15 protein-coding genes and 1 tRNA gene are annotated in these 22,993 nt (G+C 52.2%); 3 read left to right on the top strand and 13 right to left on the bottom strand.

Features of this window, described 5'->3' with window-relative positions:
- Nucleotides 1-77: transfer RNA gene (locus SC127_RS02155), tRNA-Met, on the top strand.
- A gap of 206 nt (nucleotides 78-283) precedes the next feature.
- On the opposite strand, the gene amiC is transcribed toward SC127_RS02155, so the two are convergent.
- Nucleotides 284-1,528, bottom strand: coding sequence for an N-acetylmuramoyl-L-alanine amidase AmiC (amiC, locus tag SC127_RS02150; protein WP_215845726.1), 1,245 nt, complete (start codon nucleotides 1,526-1,528; stop codon nucleotides 284-286).
- 232 nt (nucleotides 1,529-1,760) lie between these two features.
- Here amiC and argA point away from each other — a divergent pair, with 232 nt between their 5' ends.
- Nucleotides 1,761-3,089 (top strand): amino-acid N-acetyltransferase, encoded by a 1,329-nt coding sequence (gene argA / locus SC127_RS02145; RefSeq protein WP_215845725.1) that lies wholly within the window; start codon nucleotides 1,761-1,763, stop codon nucleotides 3,087-3,089.
- Nucleotides 3,090-3,140: 51 nt separating this feature from the next.
- Here the strand turns inward: argA and recD are convergent, their stop codons facing one another.
- The 12 genes from recD to rppH form a co-directional block, all read right to left on the bottom strand.
- Complete coding sequence (recD, locus tag SC127_RS02140) at nucleotides 3,141-4,982, bottom strand: exodeoxyribonuclease V subunit alpha (protein ID WP_332624979.1); 1,842 nt, start codon at nucleotides 4,980-4,982, stop codon at nucleotides 3,141-3,143.
- A complete protein-coding gene (recB, locus tag SC127_RS02135; RefSeq protein ID WP_332624978.1) occupies nucleotides 4,979-8,518 on the bottom strand; it encodes an exodeoxyribonuclease V subunit beta in 3,540 nt (1,179 codons plus the stop codon). Before recB ends, recD begins: the two co-directional genes overlap by 4 nt.
- On the bottom strand, nucleotides 8,515-11,406 hold the full coding sequence (ptrA, locus tag SC127_RS02130) for a pitrilysin (protein ID WP_332624977.1): 2,892 nt from the start codon (nucleotides 11,404-11,406) through the stop codon (nucleotides 8,515-8,517). Before ptrA ends, recB begins: the two co-directional genes overlap by 4 nt.
- 103 nt (nucleotides 11,407-11,509) lie before the next feature.
- Nucleotides 11,510-14,887, bottom strand: a complete 3,378-nt coding sequence (gene recC, locus SC127_RS02125; protein WP_332624975.1) for an exodeoxyribonuclease V subunit gamma — start codon at nucleotides 14,885-14,887, stop codon at nucleotides 11,510-11,512.
- A 264-nt stretch (nucleotides 14,888-15,151) separates the two neighbouring features.
- A complete protein-coding gene (locus SC127_RS02120; protein ID WP_332624973.1) occupies nucleotides 15,152-15,487 on the bottom strand; it encodes a prepilin-type N-terminal cleavage/methylation domain-containing protein in 336 nt (111 codons plus the stop codon).
- A complete protein-coding gene (locus tag SC127_RS02115) occupies nucleotides 15,438-15,842 on the bottom strand; it encodes a DUF2509 family protein (protein ID WP_332624971.1) in 405 nt (134 codons plus the stop codon). The genes SC127_RS02120 and SC127_RS02115 overlap by 50 nt, the downstream gene beginning before the upstream one ends.
- The gene (locus SC127_RS02110; RefSeq protein ID WP_243079047.1) at nucleotides 15,839-16,366 is read right to left on the bottom strand and encodes a prepilin peptidase-dependent protein; all 528 of its coding nucleotides are present in this window, start codon (nucleotides 16,364-16,366) and stop codon (nucleotides 15,839-15,841) included. Before SC127_RS02110 ends, SC127_RS02115 begins: the two co-directional genes overlap by 4 nt.
- A complete protein-coding gene (locus SC127_RS02105) occupies nucleotides 16,363-16,833 on the bottom strand; it encodes a prepilin-type N-terminal cleavage/methylation domain-containing protein (RefSeq protein WP_215845719.1) in 471 nt (156 codons plus the stop codon). Before SC127_RS02105 ends, SC127_RS02110 begins: the two co-directional genes overlap by 4 nt.
- Before the next feature lie 196 nt (nucleotides 16,834-17,029).
- A complete protein-coding gene (gene thyA / locus SC127_RS02100) occupies nucleotides 17,030-17,824 on the bottom strand; it encodes a thymidylate synthase (RefSeq protein WP_215845718.1) in 795 nt (264 codons plus the stop codon).
- On the bottom strand, nucleotides 17,821-18,702 hold the full coding sequence (lgt, locus tag SC127_RS02095; protein ID WP_243079103.1) for a prolipoprotein diacylglyceryl transferase: 882 nt from the start codon (nucleotides 18,700-18,702) through the stop codon (nucleotides 17,821-17,823). The genes thyA and lgt overlap by 4 nt, the downstream gene beginning before the upstream one ends.
- 119 nt (nucleotides 18,703-18,821) lie before the next feature.
- Complete coding sequence (ptsP, locus tag SC127_RS02090) at nucleotides 18,822-21,068, bottom strand: phosphoenolpyruvate--protein phosphotransferase (RefSeq protein WP_215845717.1); 2,247 nt, start codon at nucleotides 21,066-21,068, stop codon at nucleotides 18,822-18,824.
- Nucleotides 21,069-21,080: 12 nt separating this feature from the next.
- The gene (rppH, locus tag SC127_RS02085) at nucleotides 21,081-21,608 is read right to left on the bottom strand and encodes an RNA pyrophosphohydrolase (protein ID WP_009087042.1); all 528 of its coding nucleotides are present in this window, start codon (nucleotides 21,606-21,608) and stop codon (nucleotides 21,081-21,083) included.
- A gap of 684 nt (nucleotides 21,609-22,292) precedes the next feature.
- Between rppH and mutH the strand changes: the two genes are divergently transcribed.
- Nucleotides 22,293-22,970, top strand: coding sequence for a DNA mismatch repair endonuclease MutH (mutH, locus tag SC127_RS02080; protein ID WP_215845716.1), 678 nt, complete (start codon nucleotides 22,293-22,295; stop codon nucleotides 22,968-22,970).
- Nucleotides 22,971-22,993 lie beyond the last annotated feature (23 nt).

Here is a 22,993-nt window from a genome sequence, read left to right as displayed (position 1 = left end):
CGCGGGGTGGAGCAGCCTGGTAGCTCGTCGGGCTCATAACCCGAAGGTCGTCGGTTCAAATCCGGCCCCCGCAACCAACATTTAAACACCTGAAAGGGTGTTTTTTTGTATCTGGCCTTTGTTAACGCCTCGATTATCCCCGCTTAGCCTTATCTTTTGCATAACCTCCTTTCTTATTAAGCGGTTAACAAAAAAGCTAAAAATTTAAGACGCAATTTCTATCATAGAAATAAAAGCTTTCTTGAATAACAAAACGGATAGCTTCAGCTACCCGTTTTTATTTCTAGCGATGTGCAAGCGCCGCACCCTTCTCAAAGTACGCCTTGATACCGTGAAAAATGGCATCGGCCACTTGTTGTTGGTAGCGCGTCGTTCGCAGTTTTCGCTCCTCTTCAACGTTACTGATGAAAGCGGTTTCGACCAAAATCGACGGAATATCCGGCGCTTTTAATACGGCAAAGCCAGCCTGATCAACAGTCCGTTTATGCAGATGATTGATGTGCCCCATCCGACTCAGCACTTCTTTACCGAACTTCAAACTGTCATGGATAGTTTGCCGCTGCACCATGTCGAACATCGTATGGTCAAGATAACGGTCGCCGCTCATGCTGACGCCACCAATCAAATCCGCTTCATTCTGCGTTTGTGCTAAAAACCGTGCGGCTGCAGAGGTTGCTCCGCTGGTTGAAAGCGCAAACACAGATGAACCGCGCGCGGCACGGCTGGTAAACGCATCGGCATGGATTGAGACAAACAGATCGGCCCGCTGCTTACGCGCCTTAGCGACCCGCACGCGCAGTGGAATAAAGACATCTTCATTGCGCGTCATGTAGGCTTTCATGTTCGGCTGTTTGTCGATCAGCGCTTTCAGGCGGCGCCCAATTTTCAGCACGATATCTTTTTCGCGCGTTTTATATTTACCGTGCGCACCCGGATCTTCACCGCCATGTCCGGGATCGATCATGATGATAATCGGTCGATCGCGCCCAGCCTTGCCCGGCAGCGGTGCTTGCACCTGCTCATTTTTCTCAAGATCGCCTTGGTTATAATCTTTTAATAACGCCAGCAGCGGATCATCTTCGATGCGATCCTGGCTTGGATAGAGATCCACAACCAGCCGGTTTTTGATCGTGGCGACAGGCGGAAGGCTAAAGATTTTTGGCGACACATTACGCTTTAACTCCAGCACGATACGTACCGTATGGGTATCAAACTGCCCTACTCGCGCATTTTTGATAAAGGGATCGTCCACGCGAACCAGTTTATTGACGCCCTTAAGAACCGTGTTGAGATGCAGGCCCTCAATATCGATAACGAGGCGCTCAGGATGACTCAGCGCAAACTGTTTGTATTTGAGCGGGACATTCGATTCCAGCGTCATACGGGAATAGGTTGAGGAAGGCCAGATGCGTACCGCGACGATATGGCTGCTAGCAGCCATGCCAACACGGCTGACACTCAACAGCAGCAATGCGCCGGTACTCTGCAAGAATCGTCTACGTGAGAAAAGGGAATTAACTTCGGACATGCCGCTCCAACTACAGTGTAATGTCTAAAAAAACGCCAGTTAATAATTAGGTGGCGAAAACTTTATCCAATCCAGAATGCGATGTCACCCCGGAAACCCCAAATAATGCAGGCTGTTAGCGGCTTTGGCATGCGGAAAATCGTAAATTAACGTCAGGATTAGCGCTTGCAAAAACAGCCATAAAAGAATAAAAATACAAAAAATTCGAATAATCATTCACTGAGGGTTGGCCGTGAAGGAACGTAGTACTGAACTGGTTCAGGGTTTTCGCCATACCGTTCCCTATATCAATGCGCATCGGGATAAAACGTTTGTCATCATGCTGGGCGGTGAAGCCATTGAGCATGAGAACTTCTCCACCATCATTAATGACATTGGCCTGTTGCACAGCCTTGGCATACGTTTGGTGGTGGTTTACGGCGCACGTCCTCAGATCGATGCCAACCTGGCCGCGCACCAGCTAGAACCGGTTTATCATAAGTTTACCCGGGTTACCGACGCGCAATCGCTGGAATTAGTGAAACAAGCTGCCGGTCGTCTTCAGCTAGATATCACTGCTCGCCTCTCAATGAGCCTTAACAACACGCCGCTGCAAGGCGCACATATCAATGTTGTTAGCGGCAACTTCATCATCGCTCAGCCACTAGGCGTGGATGATGGCGTAGATTATTGTCACTCCGGCCGTATTCGTCGTATTGATGAAGAAGCGATTCATCGCCAGCTCGACAACGATGCGATTGTGCTGCTGGGTCCGGTTGCGGTTTCAGTCACTGGCGAAAGCTTTAACCTGACTTCAGAAGAAGTTGCGACGCAGTTGGCCATTAAACTCAAAGCGGAAAAGATGATTGGTTTTTGCTCTGAGCAAGGCGTGATCAACAGCGAAGGCAATATTGTCTCCGAACTGTTCCCTAACGATGCGCAGGCGCGTATTGAAGAGTTCGAGCGCGAAGGTGATTACCTTTCTGGTACGGTTCGCTTCCTGCGTGGCGCAGTGAAAGCATGCCGCAGCGGCGTGCGCCGTAGCCATTTGATCAGCTATCAGGAAAATGGTGCGCTGCTACAGGAACTGTTCTCGCGCGACGGTATTGGTACGCAGATTGTGATGGAGTCGGCTGAACAGATCCGGCGCGCCAATATCAACGATATCGGTGGCATTCTGGAGTTGATTCGTCCACTGGAACAGCAAGGCATTTTGGTACGCCGCTCGCGTGAACAGCTGGAGATGGAAATCGACAAATTCACCATCATTCAACGCGACAGCCTGACCATTGCCTGCGCCGCACTCTATCCTTTCATGGATGAGAAAATCGGCGAAATGGCCTGCGTTGCAGTACATCCTGATTATCGCAGCTCATCACGCGGCGAAATGCTGCTGGAACGTGTCGCCTTGCAGGCTCGCCAGATGGGGTTGCAGAAACTGTTCGTGCTCACCACGCGCAGCATTCACTGGTTCCAGGAACGTGGCTTTACGCCAGTAGACATCGAATCGCTGCCGGAAAGTAAAAAAGAGATGTACAACTATCAGCGCCGTTCCAAAGTGTTGATGGCCGATTTGACGTAACATTTTTCGGGCGGCAATTATGCCGCCTCTTTCTCTCCTGACCGGCTGTAACTAACCTAATTCAGCCAGACGTTCAACTAATCCACTGCGTCGCTGCGTTTGCAGCGCAACCGCCCGCTGAAAAACGCCAAGATCGCTGTAAAGCGTTAGCTTATTACGCGCGCGCGTGATCGCGGTGTAAACCAGCTCGCGGGTTAATACCGGCAAGAATTGAGCTGGCATGACAAATGCCGTGTGATCAAATTCCGATCCTTGGGATTTATGCACTGTCATCACCCAAGCTGTTTCATGCGAAGGCAAACGACTCGGCTGAACGGCTTTGATCGAGCCATCCGGCAGCGGGAAAAAGACCTTTAGCTGGCCCTCTGCATCTCGCAGCGTAATCCCAATATCGCCATTAAACAGCCCAAGCGCGCTGTCATTACGGGTAATCATCACCGGACGGCCCAAATACCAGCGGCTGCCCATGCCGGGACGACGAATGCGTTGCAGCTGCATTAATCGCTGCTCAACACGCTGATTCAACCCCTGCACGCCAAAAGGCCCTTCGCGTAATGCACACAGCAGTTGATAACGACCAAAAGCAGCGATGATCTCCGCAGGCGGCGCGTTTTGCTTAATCAGTTTCAGGAAGGGGCGATAACCTTGCGCCACGTCGTCCAACATCAGCTGATAGGCTTCGCCGCTGTCGAGCGATTGATAGTGAATATCGTTAAATGCGGCAGCAAACACCTTTTCAACCTGGCGCGTGTCGCCCAGATTTATGGCACTTGCCAGCTGACCAATGCCTGACGTCGCATCAAAGCGATAGCTCTTTTTCAGCAGGCAAATGCTGTCGCGTACTACAGGCGCTTGATGATGATCTAACCCTTCCAGCGAGCAGCCGGTTAGTAACGCCAACTGTTCCGCACGCGCTAAGCTGTAACCGCTTTCGCTACAGCGACAAATATCGCCCAGCACAGCGCCCGCTTCGACTGAAGCCAACTGATCGCGATCGCCCAGGAAAATAACGCGAGCATGCGCAGGCAGCGCTGAAATCAATTTCGCCATCATCGAAAGGTCAACCATCGACGCTTCATCCACCACCAGCACGTCGAGATGCAGGCGATTACTGGCGTGATAACGCAAACGCTGCGTATCGGGCTGCGCGCCTAACAGGCGATGTAACGTGGTGGCTTCGGCGGGGAAACGTGCCCGCTCCTCTTCGCTAACGGACAGACCCTGCAACGCTTTACCCAGCGACTCCGTCAAGCGCGCCGCGGCTTTCCCGGTAGGTGCCGCGAGCTGGATGCGTAACGCGCCATCATTCAGGCGAATCATCGCCGCCAATAATTTTGCTACCGTGGTGGTTTTACCGGTGCCGGGCCCACCTGAAATCACTGCGGTTTTTCGCGTAAGCGCGACGGCCGCAGCAATTTTTTGCCAGTTATCCGGTTCGTTACCGAATAAGTGATTAAGCACTTCGCTGGCTTTATGCGCATCAAACTTAGCGCTGTGATCCTGAAGTGAGAAGAACGTCGCGATCTCTCCTTCGCTCTGCCACAAACGATGCAGATAAAGTCGCTGATTATTCAGCACCAAGGGTGTGACGAGGCTCCCGTCGCTCAACGCTGACCAACCGGCTAAACGTTCTGTCCAGTTTTCAGGTGCGCCCGCTGCTTGCCATAATGCCTGCGCCAAGGCGGGCTGGCGTCCGGCAAACAGTCGCGCCTCACTCAGGTTTTCCAGCGGCAGGCAGACATGCCCTTCTCCTGCCTCTGCACTCACGCAAGCTGCCGCCAGTAATAAAGCGGGTTGCGATTCATCGGCCAGCAGCCGGGCAAACTGGATATCTAAAGGACGCAACAGACGCTTTTCCATCGCCTGCATTAAAAGTGACATCATTTCACTCATGACATCTCCTCGGTCTTGCCAAATAACATGTCGATCTCTTCAACAAATGCTTCGCTGGGACGGGTGAAAAAAATACCATTGTCTGGTGAAGTGCCATCCATGCCGCGCAGAAACAGATAAAATACCCCACCAAAATCGCGCTGATAATCGTAATCGCGCAGACGATGCTGAAGGTAGCGATGCAGCGCCAGCGTATAAAGCTGATACTGCAAATCGTAGCGGTGATCGATCATGGCCTGTTCCATTGCCTGCGGCGTATAATCGACATGACTGTTACCCAGCCAGTTAGATTTGTAATCCAACAGGTAATATTTACCCTGCCAGCGGAAAACCAGATCAATAAATCCCTTCAACATACCTTGTACCTGTCGAAAATCGAGCGCCGGCGCACGTTGCGATAAATCATCGTGACGACGCAGTAGCGCATCCAGATCCGTGGCGGTGAGCAGGTTACTGATAGGCAGGTAAAACTCCATCTCAATCAGCCGTTGATTCATGCTGATTTTACTCAGCATCACGCCATCAGCATTAAGTGGCGTATGCAGAACGCGCGTTATCCACGCTTTAACCACTGGTAGCCAGTCCAGCGAATAGCCGCTTTGCAGCAACTGATCTTCCAGCCAGATATCATCGGGTGTTTCGGCAAAGTCGATAGATTCGAATAAGCCATGCAAAAAGGTACCCGGTGCTGCGCCGCGTGGGAAGTGATGTGGCGTCAGCGTCATCTCTTCATCACTGCCTTCTTCACCCGCCGCATCAATATCAAAACTTGGCATGACATCCAGTAACGGTGAACTGCTGTGCTGCTGTAATCCTGAATAGCTGGTCACGCGCCAGCCATCGGCGAGTCCTCGCGTCACATTGCGGCTGCTTAGCGCTTCATCGGCAGCCAGACCCTCTTGCCAGGCTTCGCCAGCTTGTAACTCGCCTGCGACCACCTCAATACCTGCGCCATTTAATGCCTGCAGCTGCTGACTTAACTGCGTAGAATCCGCTGCTTCGCCGCGCTGCACCAGATAGCCCAATGCGCTTTTATGCAGATCGCTGTCACCTTCTTTTTTACGCGTACCTTTAATCAGTGGCGCAATGCCAATGCTGCAATGGTGAACCGATCGCGTTAGCGCCACATAAAGCAGGCGTAGATCTTCTGCCAACCGCTCTTCCTCTGCCAGCGCCATACTCTGCTCATCGCCCTGCACGTCCAGTAACGCGGCAAAGCTTTCGCGATCGTGATAAAGCGCGCTGGCTGCTTCACGGAATCCGGCGGCAAAGGGCAGCCAAACCAACGGATATTGCAACCCTTTGGACTTATGGATGGTGACAATCTGTACCAGATGTCGATCACTTTCCAGACGCAGCTGCTGATTCACCGCCTGGCTGTTAGGCCGCGCAATCTGCTGTGCGAGAAAACGCACCAGCGCATGCGGGCTGTCGAGTTGAATCGCCGCTTCCTGCAACAGTTCGCCAAGGTGCATCAAATCCGTTAGCCTGCGCTCACCATTGTCAGAAGCCAGCATGTTTTCTGCCAGCTGACGCTTGATCATCACATCACGAAGCATCGGCAAAATGCCGCGCTGATGCCACAGCTGTTGCCATGCGGCAAACTGCTCAACCAGTGCATCCCAGTCACGCTCGTTCTGACCGAACGCGTCGAGCGTAGCGGCATCAATCGCAAAGATAGAGGTCGCCAGTGCGCTGCGTAACAGTCGTTCCTGTTCAGGCGCTTGTACAGCTTGCAGTAACCACAGCAGTTCACGCGCTTCAGGCGTGGTGTACACGCTGTCGCGACTGGAAAGGTAGACCGAAGGAATCGATAACGCATTCAGCGCATCGCGAATCAGATTTGCTTCGTTACGGCTGCGCACCAGCACGGTGATGTCAGAGGCTTGCACCTTGCGCAGCGTCTCTCCTTTACCCAGCAGCGCGCGACCTTGCTGCCCAGCAAGCAGCCAACGGCTAATATCAGAGGCGCACTGCTGCGCCATAAACTGTTGGTAATCGCTGACGCCAACACCTTCACCCGGCTGAAGCCAAAAGCGCAGCGCCGGTTGTAACTGCTCGTCGAATAGCAGTTTCAACGCCTGATTCGACGGGGCGGGATTAACCGGTAAAAAAGGAATTGCTGAAAACAGAAACGGGGCTTCCAGTTGCGAAAACAACCGGTTAACGGCATCGACCATTTCCGGCGATGAGCGCCAGTTGGTATCAAGCGTATAGTGAGCACTAACCTCGTTTCGTGCGCGCAGATAAGTAAAAATATCTGCGCCACGGAAAGCGTAAATGGCCTGCTTGGGATCGCCTATCAGCAGTAACGCCTGCTCAGGTTGATTAATATAAAGTGCGCGGAAAATGCGATATTGCTGCGGATCGGTGTCCTGAAATTCATCGATCAGCGCCACGGGAAAACGGGCGCGAATAGTTTCAGCCAATAAAACACCGCCGGGTTGCTGCAGTGCCTCATCCAGCTTGCTCAACAGGTCGTCGAAACCCAGCAATGCACGCAAACGCTTTTCGCGCTGCACAGCATCACGCACTTCAATCAATGCCCGAGAAATGATGACATCACGCAGCGACAGAGGCTCCGCGAGAAACGCATCTATCGCCTCGAAAAGTGGATGCTGCGGCGCTTCACCTTTCTTGGTTTTTTCAAAAAGCACCTGTTGCCCGAAACGCTCAAGCTCTTTGGGCAATTGGTAATCCAGTGTTTCACTGCCCGCCCACTGCGTTACTTTACTGATCCAATTAGGCAGATGTTTGCTGCTGTAGCTGCGTTTATCAACACCTGATTGCGTGATGATGCTTTCAACTTCACTGCTCAGCGCCTGCCATCGCTGCTTGATTTCCGCTATGCGCGCCTGATTTCTGGCATGACGGGTTGCCAGCGTCTCTTCGGCTGTTGGCGGCCGCTTAAGCCTGGGCGATTCACCCTGCAACCACGGACGCAGCGTGAGCAACAAGTTGTCTGGACCGCTCCATTCAGCCGCGATAACGCGCGCAACATCAAGCGACAAAGGATAACAGTGGCGACGCCAGAAATCGGCAGTCGACTGTTTCAGTAGTGCCTGTTCATCTTCAATCAACTCCTGCTCAAACAGCATGCCTGACTCAAAGGCATTTAAATTAAGCATGCGCTGGCAAAAGCCGTGAATAGTAAAAATGGCCGCTTCGTCCATTTGCCGTTCGGCCGCCAATAGCTGTGAGGCGGCTTGGGGCAAATCGGGGATCTGCCCCAGCAGCGTTTGCAGCATGGGATTACTGCTTTTGCCGCGCACACATGCCAGTCGCAGCTGATGGATGTTATCGCGGATACGCCCACGCAGCTCAGCCGTGGCGGCCTCGGTAAACGTCACCACCAATATTTCTTCTACTGAGAGCGGGCGGCTGTAAGCATTTTCTTCACCCAAGCCCAGCAACAAGCGCAGATAGAGTAATCCAATGGTAAACGTTTTTCCGGTTCCCGCTGACGCCTCAATCAGCCGCTCGCCTCGTAGCGGCAGCGTCAGTGGATTCAATGATTCGGGGCGTGACTGCGTCATTGGGTCTCACTCTTCACCGGCAGCGATTGCTGCAATTTCGCAACTTCATTCCAGGTTTTCCACGCTGGCAGCTGAGCAAACTCCATTTTACCGACGCCGCTACCTGCAATTTGCGATGTCATCGCCATGCCATTTTTACGGACTACCGCTTGATGGAAAAAGTCCGCAAGGCTGGAGGCCGTGATCAGCTGAATCTGCTCTATGACTTTTTGACGTGTATCAAATGCGTAGTTCTGGCGATCGAAGTCACGGCTATAACGTGTGGCTTCCTCGTCCAGCGTTTGTGGTCGCTGCTTCAGTTCGTTAATCATTGCCTGTTGATACTGAGAAAAATCGGCCTTATTCATCTCGCGCAGCCGCCGCTCTGCCTGCGGGTAGAAAGCCTGATAACGCTGCAACAAATAGGCGGGCTGTTTGCTGTTACTTTGCAGTAAGAATCCGATTCCCCACTGGCGTCCTACCGGCATTTGAAAGGCAAAAACGGCGTAACCGAGTTGTTCTTCGGTACGCAGTTGGTTATAGAACCACGGCTGAACAATTTGGCTCAACATTGAGCTATTAGCCATACTCTGATATTCGCCGTAACCCAGCGGTATATAGAGCGCGGCCAAGGCTGAATCGGTGCTGCTGCCTGTTTGTTGCAGGTTAGCTTTGATCGGTTTTTCAAATGCCACATATTTGCTGTGCCAGTAATGCGTACCATCATTTTGCATCTGCTGTTTTAGATCGCGGCCTAGCTGCGTCACGCTGTCTGCACTCAAATTACCCACTACCAACATTTCGGGTCTGGCATTTCGGATCAACTTGTCGCGATAGGTCACTACATCTTTTAACGTAATCGCGCTGACCAATTTACGACGCGTTTCGCGTTGAGTATAAGGCAACTGCGACAGCATCTGCATCGGCTGAATCGCCTGCTCAAACGCTTTGCCTTTCTCTGCCGCTTCCAGGCGCTCCAGATACCAGGATTTTGCCTGCTCAAGTTCCTGCGCCGTTGGCTGGAAGGTTGAATAGCCTTCCACCAGCTTCTTCAGCAATGTGGGTAAGCGCTGAGTAAAGCCGCTGGCGCTAAACACCAAACCATCATCTTCGCCAGTAGAGAAGCTAATGCCGCCGACGGAAGCCTGCGAGCTCAACTCATCCAACGCCAGGCTGGAAAGATAGTCGTTCAAACCGAATAGCACTTGTTGCCGGGCATCGCTGATAGATTGCTTATTGCGCAGCGCCAGGGTGATGGTGGCTTTGGGTTCACTGGCGTAAAACTGGCTCGGCATCCAGTAAATTCGCATGCCGTAATCATTTTCCAGCTTCACCGGATGGCTGTAAGCCTTGTCAGTAGGCGTAATTAAGGCGAAATCATCGGGAATATAAGGATTGAGAGTCGGCAGTGAGAGCTGAATTTTGCTGGCGCGCTGCTGCCAGTTGTCAAATGTTTGCTTATCAATGTGATCCACCTGATAAGGCGCATTCACAAAGTAGGCTTGCTTGTTATGCGGCTCCTGCGGGCTGATGTACCAGATGCGTGCTTTTTCTGGCGTCATCTCATCAAGGCGTGCTTTGATCGCAGCTTGATCAAATTGATCGGCTAAATAAGGTGCATCTAATGTGTGCTCTATCGGCACACGCAACATGGTATCGGCCAGCCACTCAATGTAATCCATGTCACGCGTAATTGAGGGGTAACGGAAATCCAGCGCCAGCACATGTGACACTTCGTCGAAGTAGCGTTTATCAACGCCCTGCTCACGCAGCATATTAAGATAGCTAAAAATAGCCGCCACCACTTCGTCACGCTGTGCCAAACCTTTGTCGGTTAACGACACAGTAATCGCAAACACGCCGCTATTACGGTCAGTCATTGGATCTGCACCTGCGTTAACGCCGTCAGCTAACCCTTGTTTTTGCAGCCAGTCTGTTAAGGTATTTTTGCTGCGATTGCTCAGTAAATAACTGATCAGCGTGTCCGTTTTGCTTCGGAAACGTTCGCTGTTATTCGGGATGCGAAATTCAATTTTAAGCTGTTTACGCGGCTGCGCAGGCACGTAGTGAATGATGATGCCTTGCTGCGCATCAGTGACCACCGGCATATTAATCGCTGGAACGGTGGCATTGTGATTGGTTACACGCCCAAACGTTTTGGCTGCAATCGCTGCCATTTCCGTCAGCGGTTTATTGCTGTAAATCACTGCCTTCATCAGGTTGGCAGAATAGTGGGTATGATAGAAATCCGTCAGCGTTTGATGCAGTTTGCTGTCCGGCTTATCTTTCAGTGTCTCAAGGTTACCGCCGGAAAAGCGCGAACTCGGGTGCGCCGGATTCAGGGTTTCTGCACCGACCTGTGCCATGCGCAATCCATCACGCGAACGCGCCATGGTCAGTTCCGCATTGACCGCGTGCCGCTCGCGATCGGCATTCACGGGATCGAGCAACGGCTCAGCCACCGCATCCGCCAGGCGATCCACCGCTGGCTCAAGCGAATCGTTTTCAACTTCCAGGTAAAAAGCGGTGCGATAGGACGCAGTACTGGCGTTGTGGCTGCCACCGTGTTTCTTAAGAAACTCAGCAAGGTTATCAGGCTGGGGATAGCGTTTTGACCCCATCAAGACCATATGCTCAAGGTAGTGGGCTAAACCCAATTGCTGATTGGGATCATCCAAAGAACCAATGGGTAAGGTCAATGCCGCCAGCGATTTTGGGGCTTCGTTATCTGAAACCAGTAAAACGGTCATGCCATTGTCGAGCGTTATCGCTTGATACTGACGCGGATCGTGCTCACTTTTATGAATGGTGTCATTGATTGGCTGCCAGCCCGATTCTGTCTGTGCTAATGCTTGCAAAGCCGCAAAGCTCAACAGAAGCACTGCTATCCAGCGTGCGTGTGTACGCATGTAAACCCCTTACTTTACCCAAGAAGCTAGCGCGCCAAACACGCATAGCTGAAGTACAGCAAACTTACTGTTTTGCCATTAAGCGCATGCGCTCTCTGACCTGCTAATCATCATCCTGATGCGCCTGCAACACGGGCAGATACCACTGTGTTGCGGCCTCAGTTATTTGTTGTAACTGTGTCTCATCTAATACCCGACACAGGCGTTGCAAATAAGGATCACCACCTTCTCCCTCGACTTGATAACCGCCCACCCACGCTTGCAGTAACCGGTTACGGGCTTTGAGTTGCGTGGCTTCGTCCGTCATCAACTGCTGGCTTTTTTTGTCGTAGCTTGCCTCTAACCAGGCGCCTCCGCTTTTGTTAAGCAACATCAACGGCTGACTCATGCCGTGGCGGAAACCTTCAACGTAATGCGCCAGCGCTTCTAACGCGGCGTCTGCGGTAATGGCGGGGAAACGCCAGCGACTGTGATTACGTCCATACATCCGGCTAGTGCCTGTTCCGCCCAATGCGCAGTAGACCAAGTGCTCCAACCACAATAACAAACCATCGTTCATATTGAGCACGCCAGGGCGCCAGCGCAACAGACCATCGCTTTGCACCTGCGTCAGCCAACCGGTTAAGGGAACATTTCCAGGTTGCAGTGTTATCTCCCAGTTTTCTCCGTCGCTACGCTGGGAGGAAACTTCTGCCGCCACTTCCTGCATCTCCTCACGCTGCGCTTGCCAGAACAGTTCGCCAAACGCGCCGTAAGGCAGATTACCCGCAGCGCGATGATGCGCATAAAGTCGCTCGGTATCGTCACCTTCAACCAGCGCATTCAGTAATTCAGCGTTGATTTGATAGCGCTCCAGGTTGTCGAGCGCAAACGGCTCGGTATCCGGCAACTCGCTATCTTCCAACCAGAAATTTACGCCCAGTCGCTGATGAAACCATGCCCGAACCGGATGACGCCAGAAACGTAAAAAGGCATCCAGCGTCAGTGACTCCAGCGTTGGTACATCCAAAGGTTGAACAAAGTCTGGCTGGGGCTGACCCTCACCCAAAGCGGCGGGCAGCCACTCACGGGCAAAGCTCTGGCTGCGAGAATCGGGCTGAAAGTTTTCTGCCGCGAAAGGCATCCGGGTATGAAGATGTTCCAGATGTGCACGCACGCGTTCGGCGCTCTCATCTAACTCACACTCTTCATCGCCGTCGAGATAAAAACTTTGCCCGATATATTCCAACAGTTCTGTGACCAGCACGGAGGGATAGCGTTCCGTATTATCCTGGATTGCCCGACCAATGTAGCTGATGTAAAGCTGGTGCTGAGCCGAAATCATCGCCTCAAGAAACAGGTAACGGTCGTCGTCACGTCGGCTGCGGTCGCCTTTACGCGACTGCTGCTGCATCAGGTCAAAACCCAGCGGTGCCAATGTTCGTGGATAAACGCCATCATTCATTCCCAACAAACAAACCACTTTGAAGGGGATTGATCGCATTGGCATCAGCGTACAAAAATTAATTGGACCTGCCAAAAAGCGCTGGCTAATCCGTTGTTGATCAAGGCGTCCACGCAGATCATCGCGCAGCAGCGTCACGGGAATCGCCTCATCAAAACGTGCACTCATCCCATACTCGATCAATTGCTTCCACTGCTCTTCAACCAACAGCAATGCCGCTTCGGCTTCTGCATCCGCACTGAAAAAGGCATTAATCATTTCACGGCACAGCGGCAACCATTCATCTAACGGACGGGATTGCGCCAGTATTTCGCGCCAGTGATTCAGTCGTGCCAGCAATTCGGCCAGATGCCCTGCCAGTTCACCCACCAGCCCGCTGGATTCGTCATAGGGCAGTATGCCTTCCCAGTCGCCATTATGGCTCTCCATGGCATAGCCCAATAACATGCGTTGCAAACCAAAGCGCCAGGTATGTTGACCGGTGATGGGCAGCGAAAGCGCTTCGACACTGGCATCATCCAGCCCCCAGCGTACGCCCGACTCGCTAACCCAACGGCGCAACAGCCGTAATCCGCTTTCATCAATGGAAAAATGATTAGCCAGCGCGGGGACATCCAGCAGCGCCAGAATATCTTCTGAAACAAAGCGGCTGTCGGGAAGTGCCAGTAAATGAAGGAAAGCGACAATCGACGGGTGCGCCTGGCTGGCGCGGCGGTCAGAAATAGCAAACGGCAGATAACGTTCCGCCGGTGCATTCGCAAACACCGCCTGGATGAAGGGCGCATAGCTGTCGATGTCCGCCACCATCACAATGATTTCACGCGCTTTGAGGTGCGGGTCGGCCTCCATCAGCGACAGCAAATGATCCTGTAGCACTTCCACTTCTCGCTGAGCGCTGTGACACACCTGTATCGAAATAGAACGGTCATCAGCCTCAAGGCAGCGTTTATTACCGCTGTAGGCCAGTTCCTCAGCATTCAAACCAATAATGGCATTGTCTTGCAGGTTAAGAAGATCGTGCTGTATGCAGTGCAGTACATTGTCTTGTTCAACATCGACAAAGGCATCAATGTCGTCGTTTGATTCCATCTGGCTAAGCAGAAAAAGATTATCGCGGCCAAGCTTGCCCCACGATGCCAAAAGCGGATTGGTAAGCTGCTGTTCGCCCGAGGCGTTGAACAGCGCCGGTGCTTGTGCCGCATCGCGGAATAAACCACGCGCCTCATCGGCATCATATCGACGACGCTGACGGCTTTGCAGCTTTGCCAGAAAGGCATAATCCTGAATGTCGCCCCAATAATCGCGACATGGATTGGTGAACAGCAAATGAATATCGACGTGGCGGCTTAGCGCCTGTAACGCTTGAAGATAAACCGGCGGCAACGCCGAGATGCCGCAAATAAATACGCGCTTTGGCAAATTTTCCGGCGTACTTTGGGCCGTTTCCAGCGTCTGAATAAAACGTGCATAGAGATTAGCACGATGCCATTTCGGCTGGCCCAATGCGTCCGTATAGACGACCAAATCGCGCCACAATGCTGCCTGCCACTGCTGCGCCTCGCCTAATCCCTCAATCACTTCGCCACGTTCCCAGCGGTTAAGCCAGTCGGCGCGATACACCAGATACTGGTCAAACAGGTCCGCTACGCGTGAACTGAGCTGGAATAATTTACGCTTATCGGCGTCATCGGTGAGGTAGTGCCGCAGCGAGAGAAACTCATCCTGCTGCAATAACACCGGCAAACGGTGCATAAGCTTCCAGCTCATGCTGGCTTTGCTGAAAGCGCTTTCAACCGGAATGTCCGGCAGCACGCAAACAAACATTTCCCAGATGAAGCTGGCTGGCAGTGGGAATTCGATGTTAGCCGCAATACCAAAGGTTTGCGCCAGTTCCATTTGCAGCCACTGCGCCATACCCGGGCTTTGCACCAGCACCATCTCTGAAGCAAAAGGATCATCAAGAGGATCATGTTTAATCACCGCAGCCGCCAAAATCTTAAGAACATCAAGCTGATTAGAGTGATAAACGTGAAACATGAAAACTCCTGGTGATGGAACGAGGCATTACTGCTGTTGTGCTGTACGAATAGCGCATCAAATGCGGCGGGATAACTCTACCGCGTATCGGGATTGATGCCCATAAAAAGGGGCAATTTGCTTGCTGATACCCTAAATAATGCGAGCTGCAGAAAGAGGGTAAGCTCGCTTATCGTCGGAAGCTGGCTCAGATAGGTGGGCGGCGTCACGGCAAGCGCAGCCAACGCGCGGGTAGCTTGAAGTATCAGCGCTATATTAACTGGATTAACAACGTAGCCGTGACAAGGTTGCAGAACGCTGATGCGGTCCGCTGACTTCAGCGCGCTCCAGCGTACAACCGTTTGGTCCACCGCTGCGCTGTAAGCTGCTTTGCCATCCTGTTGTTTCTCGCCCAATCAAACGTTGTCCGGCAACGCGCCAGGCTTCACGCTGCTGCAACTGCTGGCTAAAACCGAGGTTTAATGCCCGATGATACTGCAACAGTGCGCTGCTGCTTAATGCCATTAACAGCAGAGCAAATAACGCTTCTGGCAGGCTGAAGCCACCCGCATTACGGACAGAGTTCAGGTTTCGATAGCGGGCAATAATCAATCCAGCCATGCGGTAGCGCCTTGATGTGATTTTCCTGCGCCGATACCCAATGCCAGAGCGCCAGCTCGCTGCCGCTGCCTTCACCTTTGAGCAGGACATCTCCATTTTCACCTCGCATAATACAGCTACGCCAACCGTTGTTGGTTTCCTGTTGGCAATGCAACGCTTTCGAGGCGGGCCAGTTCAGCGTCATACCCCATTGCAGTGCAGACTGAGCACGCCAGAAATCCTGAATGAAATGCTGCTCATCTGCCACCAGCCCCATCCCCTGCCCTAACATTTCGCGGCTGGCATGTAGCGTGATACTTCCCATGAGTAGAATCATCAGCACCATGCCCAGAGCACTATTGCCGCGCTGATTCACAAGTTTTCGCCCTCAATCCAGCTTTCGCGTGTTTCAAGCCAGGGACCGGCGCGGCCCTGCAGCAATACTTTGATCAGCCTACCTTCCTGCGCCACGCTGAATGTTTCCACAGTAAGAAAAGCGGGATCGGAAAGTCGTTCCCAGCCGTTGCCATTGCAGGCATCAACACCACGTTGCATTTCAAGCTGATTATGCCGCAGACGATAGCCGTAATAATCGCTTTCACTGTGGTTAATCGCCTCCCATTTACCGTTGCTGTTCTCATCCCAACGTACTAACAAGCAATTGCTGGAGATCTTGATTCCATTGCCGCTGCACTCGCCGTTGCAATAACCGGCACGCCGCACTGCTTTTTCCAGCGTTGAGATCATTTGCATTAGCTCCTGCCGAAGCTGGACTCGCTGCTGCAACTTTAGATTTTCTCCCAGCAGCAGCGGCAGAAACCGCCCGGCACTGATCATCATTACCGCGCTAATTGCCATGGCGATGAGCATCTCAAGCAGGCTGAATCCGGCCATCTTCATTCACACCCCTCTTCACCAGCCTGACACACGCGAATACGGGCTCTGGCTGAAATGATGAGCCGCAACCGACCCGCTTCATTGCCGATTTCGATGCTGCCGGCCTTCGCCACATTACGTCGGCCATAAAAACCAGGCTCACCGCGAACCCCCATCAGTTTTACGCCGTTGTCAGGCACGATGAAGTGCAGTCGCTTGCCCATAACGCAGCCTTCGGGTTGCCTGGCTCCGCTGCCAATGCACCAAGGGATCGCCGTTTGCGACCACAAAATCAGGTTGCGGTTCTGCCAGTTGGCCTGCGCTCTCAAGCGCAGCAAAAAGCCCTGCAACTGCTGTGCAGTGTCACGTAATTGCTGGCGCTGCTGCCAACGTTGCCAGCCCTGCAATGCGCCGATGCTGAGAATGCCCGCGATCACCATAACAAACAGCAGTTCAGGCAGTGTAAAACCGTAGGGGATTTTTGTTTTCATGGCGGCAGCTTGCTCGCTGTTAACCCGTCAAACAAGGGTGTCTGTCGAGTTCTGGATGAGGTTTCTCAACCTCAGCGAGGGGATTACAACACGGGACACCACACTGCGAGCGAGCTCGAAAAAATGCGCAGTAAAACCATAAAAAAAGCCCCGGCGTGGTCAACAACGCCGAGGCTTGAATCTTGAAGATTAACGTTTAGATAGCGACCGGCGCTTTAATTGCAGGATGCGGATCGTAGCCTTCAATCTCGAAATCATCGAACTGATAATCAAACAGCGAAGCAGGTTTACGCTTAATTACCAGCTTTGGCAGCGGACGCGGTTCGCGGGTTAACTGCAGACGCGCCTGCTCCAGATGATTGCTATACAGGTGCGTATCGCCACCGGTCCAAACGAAATCACCCACTTCCAGATCGCACTGCTGCGCCACCATGTGCACCAACAACGCATAGCTGGCGATGTTAAACGGCAGGCCGAGGAAGATATCGCAAGAGCGTTGATACAGCTGGCAGGAGAGCTTGCCGTCTGCCACATAAAACTGGAAAAACGCATGGCAGGGTGCCAGCGCCATTTGATCCAGCTCACCAACATTCCACGCTGAAACGATAATACGACGCGAATCGGGATCGCTTTTCAGTTGTTCAACAACCTTGGTGATTTGATCAATCTCTTCACCTTTAGCCGTTCCCCAACTGCGCCATTGCTTACCGTAAACGGGTCCTAAATCGCCATTCTCGTCAGCCCACTCATCCCAAATGGAGACCTTGTTTTCTTTAAGGTAGCCAATGTTGGTATCACCCTGCAGAAACCACAGCAGTTCATGAATGATAGAGCGCAGATGACACTTTTTGGTCGTCACCAGCGGAAAACCTTCTTGCAGATTGAAACGCATCTGGTGACCAAAAATTGATAACGTGCCGGTGCCGGTACGGTCAGCTTTCGGCGTGCCTTCATTCAGCACATGTTGCATTAGGTCCAGATACTGTTTCATTTTTCCTCACGAAATTGTTGCTGTGGACGACGGCGATACGCCCAAATCATCATAATAATCCCGGCGACAATCATCGGTATGGAGAGAATTTGCCCCATGCTGATGCCGCCGTCGAACAGGCCAAGCTGTGAATCGGGCTGGCGGAAAAACTCCACAATAATGCGGAATGCACCATAGCCGATCAGGAACAAGCCAGACACGCTGCCCATCGGGCGCGGCTTGCGAATAAACAGGTTGAGGATGATGAACAACACCACGCCTTCAAGAATCAGTTCGTAAAGCTGCGAGGGATGACGCGGCAGCACACCGTAAGTATTCAGCAGCGCCTGATATTGCGGGTTGGTTGCGGCCAGCGCGACATCTTCGCTGCGTGAACCCGGGAACAGCATCGCGAGTGGGAAACTGGGATCGACACGTCCCCACAACTCACCGTTGATAAAGTTACCCAGACGGCCTGCGCCCAATCCAAAAGGAATCAGCGGAGCAATAAAATCTGAAACCTGGAAGAAAGTGCGCTTAGTACGACGCGCAAACCACAGCATCACGACGATAACGCCAATCAAACCGCCATGGAACGACATGCCGCCGTCCCAGACCTTAAACAGATAAAGGGGATTTTCCAGAAACAGTGGCAGGTTATAAAACAAGACGTAACCGATACGGCCACCGAGGAACACACCCAGGAAACCCGCATAGAGCAGATTTTCCACTTCCTCTTTTTTCCAACCGCTGCCTGGCTTATTGGCGCGACGCACCGCCAGCCACATGGCGAAAATAAAACCGACCAGATACATCAAACCGTACCAGTGAAGCGAAACTGGTCCGATCGAGAAGATCACCGGATCAAATTGAGGAAATGCGATATAGCCGTTATTCATCATTCACCGTTCATTTTTCAGCCCTTAAAAAGCGGGCGACAGGCACATAAAGTAAAGGCTGCGCATAATAGCACAGCCGGTTTTGCGAATTGGCGCACAAATGTAAACGGGATTATCGGTCAGCGACCGCCACGGATCAGACCACCTAATCCACGCCGCTCCATAAATGCTGAGACCAAATGACGTACCTCAGTTGCGGTATGCGCTTTCAATCCTTGCTCACTCAGCTTCTGCACTTCTTCATAATCAAGATGGCGCAGCAGATACTTCACTCGCGGTACATTTTTACCGTTCATGCTGAGATGGTGATAACCCAACCCGACCAGCAGCGCAACGCACATCGGATCGCCAGCCATTTCACCACACAGGCAGAGCTCCAGCTTCGCTAAATGGGCTTCCTGCGCAATAGTCTGCAGCGCTCGCAGCATCGCTGGATGCAAGGAATCATAAAGGTTCGCGACGCGGGTATTATTGCGATCAACCGCTAGCAGGTATTGCGTGAGATCATTGGTACCAACAGAGACGAAATCGACACGCGATGCCAGATGCGGAATCATAAACAGCATCGACGGCACTTCAATCATGATACCAATGCGCGGTTTCGGAATGGTGTAACCCAACATCTCTTCGACTTCACGGCCGGCGCGCTCAATCAGGCGCTTTGCGTCGTCGATTTCGTCGATATGGCTAATCATCGGCAGCAAGATACTTAAATTACCGGACGCCGCGTTGGCACGCAGCATCGCCCGCACCTGTACCAGGAAGATTTCGGGCTGATCGAGCGTCAGGCGAATTCCGCGCCAGCCGAGGCAAGGGTTCTCTTCGCTGATGGGCATGTACGGCAGCTGTTTATCGGCGCCAACGTCCAACGTGCGCAGCGTCACGGGTTTGTTGTGGAACAGCTGCAACATGCCTTGATATTGCGCGACCTGCTCTTCTTCAGAAGGGAAGCCGTTTTGCAACATAAACGGAATTTCGGTGCGATACAGACCAATGCCATCAACCCAGCTGCCTAGGGCTTGTTCATGCTCGGCGCTTAAACCGGCGTTGAGCATGACCTGCACGCGTTCGCCGCTTTTCATTTCACCGGGCTGATCAACGCCACCTTCAGCCATCTTGCTCAGCGCGTTTTCTTCGCTGATTAGGCGTTGGTATTCCTGCACCAGCACCGGTTCAGGATCAATCAATATTTCGCCGCGATAGCCATCAACGATCAGCAAACGCTTATTGAGCTGATGCGGTTGGATATCCGCGCCCATGACCGTTGGAATGCCCATCGCGCGCGTCAATATGGCGGCGTGAGAATTGGCCGCGCCATCACGTACGACTACGCCAGCGATACGCTCCTGCGGCAGTTCAGCTAACGTCGTTGCAGTGAGTTCATCCGCGACCAATACAAAACGTTCCGGCCAGGCATTGGCGCCAATCAATGAATCATCAAGGTGAAACAGCAATCGTTGGCCTAACACGCGCAGATCGCCTGCCCGCTCGCGCAAATAGCTGTCGGTTAAACTGGCGAACTGCTCAGCGAACTTCTCGATTACCGTTTTAACGGCCCACTCAGCGACCGAACCGCGTTCAATCTCGTCAAAGAGATCCTTTTTCAGCCGCGCATCGGTCAACAGATGCGAATAGAGATCGAAAATCGCGGCGCTCTCTTTTTGCACGCTGGCGCTAAAGCGCTTACTGAAACGGCGGAATTCGTTGGCGGCTTCACTCATCGCCAGCGATAAGCGCTCGCGTTCCCGCTGCGTATCTAATGTCGAGGCAGCAGAAACTTGATCAAGCAGCGGCTGGGTTTCATCCACCCAACCAGGCGCTACGGCGACGCCGGGCGCAGCGGCGATCGCTTTGATCCGCGTTTGGCGAAATTGACCAAACAGCTGGCCCAGCTGTGACTGCGACAGCAGCGCTGCCATTTGCGTTGCTAGCGTGACAAGGAAAGATTCTTCGCTTTCGTCGAACTGACGATGTTCGCGCTGCTGTACGACCAACACGCCAAGCAGCTGACGACGACTGATAATCGGTACGCCGAGGAAAGAGCGATAGCGCTCTTCTTTTACCGAGGGGATAAATTTGAAGCTGGGATGGCTTTGCGCATCCGCGAGGTTGATCGGTTCGGCTAAGCGGCCAACCAGCCCAACGATGCCTTCGTCAAAAGCCAGTTTCACCGTGAGGCCACGCGGTTTTTTGAGTCCGCGCGTAGCCATCATGTAATAGCAGCGACGATCGTGATCGGCGAGGTAAACGGAACAGACTTCCGTTTGCATCGCCAAACAGATCTCATTGACCAGAATGTCGAGTGCTTCATTCAGACGCGGTGCACTCGCCACTTTTTCTACTATTTCGCGCAACTGAGTGAGCATAAAGGGCGTGGCCTATCCTCTCTTACGTCGATGGGCAGGATTATTTCGCTGCCCTGCACTCTCCTGCATAGACATCACCACGCCAGCGAATTCCTTCATTACGCGGCGATAAACATCGCGCTTAAAGGAGACAACCTGACGCACCGGATACCAAAAGCTCACCCAGCGCCAACCATCGAATTCCGGCGTGCTGCTGTGTTGCACATTAATATCCGCGTCATTACACATCAACTGCAGAAGAAACCACTTTTGTTTCTGGCCGATACATACCGGCTTTGTGTCCCAACGCACCAAACGTTTTGGCAACTTGTAGCGCAACCAGTTACGGGTAGATGCAAGTATTCGAACATCTTTACGGTGTAACCCCACTTCTTCGAACAGTTCGCGATACATCGCCTGTTCAGCGGTTTCACCAGGATTGATGCCTCCCTGAGGAAATTGCCAGGAGTGCTGTCCAAAGCGCCTGGCCCATAATACTTGTCCCTGCCTGTTACAAATTACGATACCAACATTCGGGCGGTAGCCATCATCATCGATCACCGGACTACCTCAAAGCTAAATTTGAATAGCCTGATTGTTTCACACTCCTTACAGACGGTAAACCACTGGATTAGCGGGGTGAAACGGAATAACACAGGGATAACTCACAGCGTGACCCCAAGTTATAAACAATTAAGGGTCGAAAAAAGGATCTTATTCACCTTTTCTGTGGATAGCTTTGTGCAGAACGCGGGAGTTAACTGAATAACATGTTGAGACGATTCTTATCTCACTCACTTAAACAAACACTCATTCCTTTGATATATAAATAAAAAGCAAGTCAAAACCCCCTTTATCCACCTTAAATTTACAGGGTAAAAACCGTCAATTCTTACAATTGGTGAAAGATCCACCGCATACCTTTTTATCCACAGATAAGTGCTTAACCTTAGGCCAAACCGGTCAAAATCTGTTAACAAAAGCAGAAGTCAAGGCTGTAAATGGAACCAGTGCTTGCTTTAAAGGGGTGTTATCCCATTTTTCTGTGGATAAGTAGGGTTGTGATCCTGTTCATTGTTGGTAGCAAGTTGGGATAACCTTTCGTGCAGCCTGAGACGGAGAAATAGAGGGCAACAAAAAAGCACGATCTATCATGCTATTATGCGCACCCAATGCAGCTAATTTTTGTGGAAAAGAAACTGCCACGGAAAATTGCTCATTTTTTAACCAATTCGAGTTATTAACATGAATCATCTTCCCGGACCACCTGAAGACGAAGCGACCTTGTTGAAACGCGCCCAGGGATTGGCCGGTTTAACGCTGGAAACGCTTGCTGCAAAAGCAGACTTGCCAATGCCCGCTAACCTCAAGCGCGACAAAGGATGGGTTGGCATGCTATTGGAGAGGCATCTGGGGGCAAGCGCGGGAAGTAAAGCGGAGCAGGATTTTGCTCACCTTGGTATCGAATTAAAAACCATCCCCATTGATGCATCTGGCAAACCGCTGGAAACCACTTTTGTCTGTGTGGCACCGCTTACCGGTAACAGCGGCGTCACCTGGCTAACCAGCCATGTGCGTCATAAGCTGGCGCGGGTATTGTGGATTCCGGTTGAAGGCGAACGGACTATTCCCTTAAGTGAACGACGTGTCGGTGCTCCGCTACTGTGGAGCCCAAGTCCTGACGAAGATGAAATGCTGCGTCAGGATTGGGAAGAATTGATGGATATGATTGTGCTGGGTCAGGTCGAACGCATCACAGCTCGTCACGGTGCCTGGCTACAAATACGTCCTAAGGCAGCTAACAGCAAAGCGTTGACCGAAGGCATTGGCGATCACGGCCAGCCCATCCTGACATTACCGCGTGGATTTTATCTCAAGAAAAGTTTTACCGGCCCGCTGCTGGCCCGCCACTTTTTACTTTAATGTGCTGTTCCTACCAGTGAAAT

This window comes from Pantoea sp. T14 (assembly GCF_036663535.1).
Classification (GTDB): Bacteria; Pseudomonadota; Gammaproteobacteria; order Enterobacterales; family Enterobacteriaceae; genus Pantoea; species Pantoea phytostimulans.
This window is presented reverse-complemented; position numbering and strand designations above follow the sequence as displayed.

Excerpts from the sequence above, each read along its gene's own strand:
- mutH (WP_215845716.1), top strand. The coding sequence starts at position 22,293 with ATGAATCATCTTCCCGGACCACCTGAAGACGAAGCGACCTTGTTGAAA.
- amiC (WP_215845726.1), bottom strand. The coding sequence starts at position 1,528 with ATGTCCGAAGTTAATTCCCTTTTCTCACGTAGACGATTCTTGCAGAGT.
- thyA (WP_215845718.1), bottom strand. The coding sequence starts at position 17,824 with ATGAAACAGTATCTGGACCTAATGCAACATGTGCTGAATGAAGGCACG.
- recB (WP_332624978.1), bottom strand. The coding sequence starts at position 8,518 with ATGACGCAGTCACGCCCCGAATCATTGAATCCACTGACGCTGCCGCTA.
- ptrA (WP_332624977.1), bottom strand. The coding sequence starts at position 11,406 with ATGCGTACACACGCACGCTGGATAGCAGTGCTTCTGTTGAGCTTTGCG.
- recC (WP_332624975.1), bottom strand. The coding sequence starts at position 14,887 with ATGTTTCACGTTTATCACTCTAATCAGCTTGATGTTCTTAAGATTTTG.
- SC127_RS02120 (WP_332624973.1), bottom strand. The coding sequence starts at position 15,487 with ATGGCTGGATTGATTATTGCCCGCTATCGAAACCTGAACTCTGTCCGT.
- SC127_RS02110 (WP_243079047.1), bottom strand. The coding sequence starts at position 16,366 with ATGAAGATGGCCGGATTCAGCCTGCTTGAGATGCTCATCGCCATGGCA.
- lgt (WP_243079103.1), bottom strand. The coding sequence starts at position 18,702 with ATGAATAACGGCTATATCGCATTTCCTCAATTTGATCCGGTGATCTTC.
- SC127_RS02105 (WP_215845719.1), bottom strand. The coding sequence starts at position 16,833 with ATGAAAACAAAAATCCCCTACGGTTTTACACTGCCTGAACTGCTGTTT.
- recD (WP_332624979.1), bottom strand. The coding sequence starts at position 4,982 with ATGAGTGAAATGATGTCACTTTTAATGCAGGCGATGGAAAAGCGTCTG.
- ptsP (WP_215845717.1), bottom strand. The coding sequence starts at position 21,068 with ATGCTCACTCAGTTGCGCGAAATAGTAGAAAAAGTGGCGAGTGCACCG.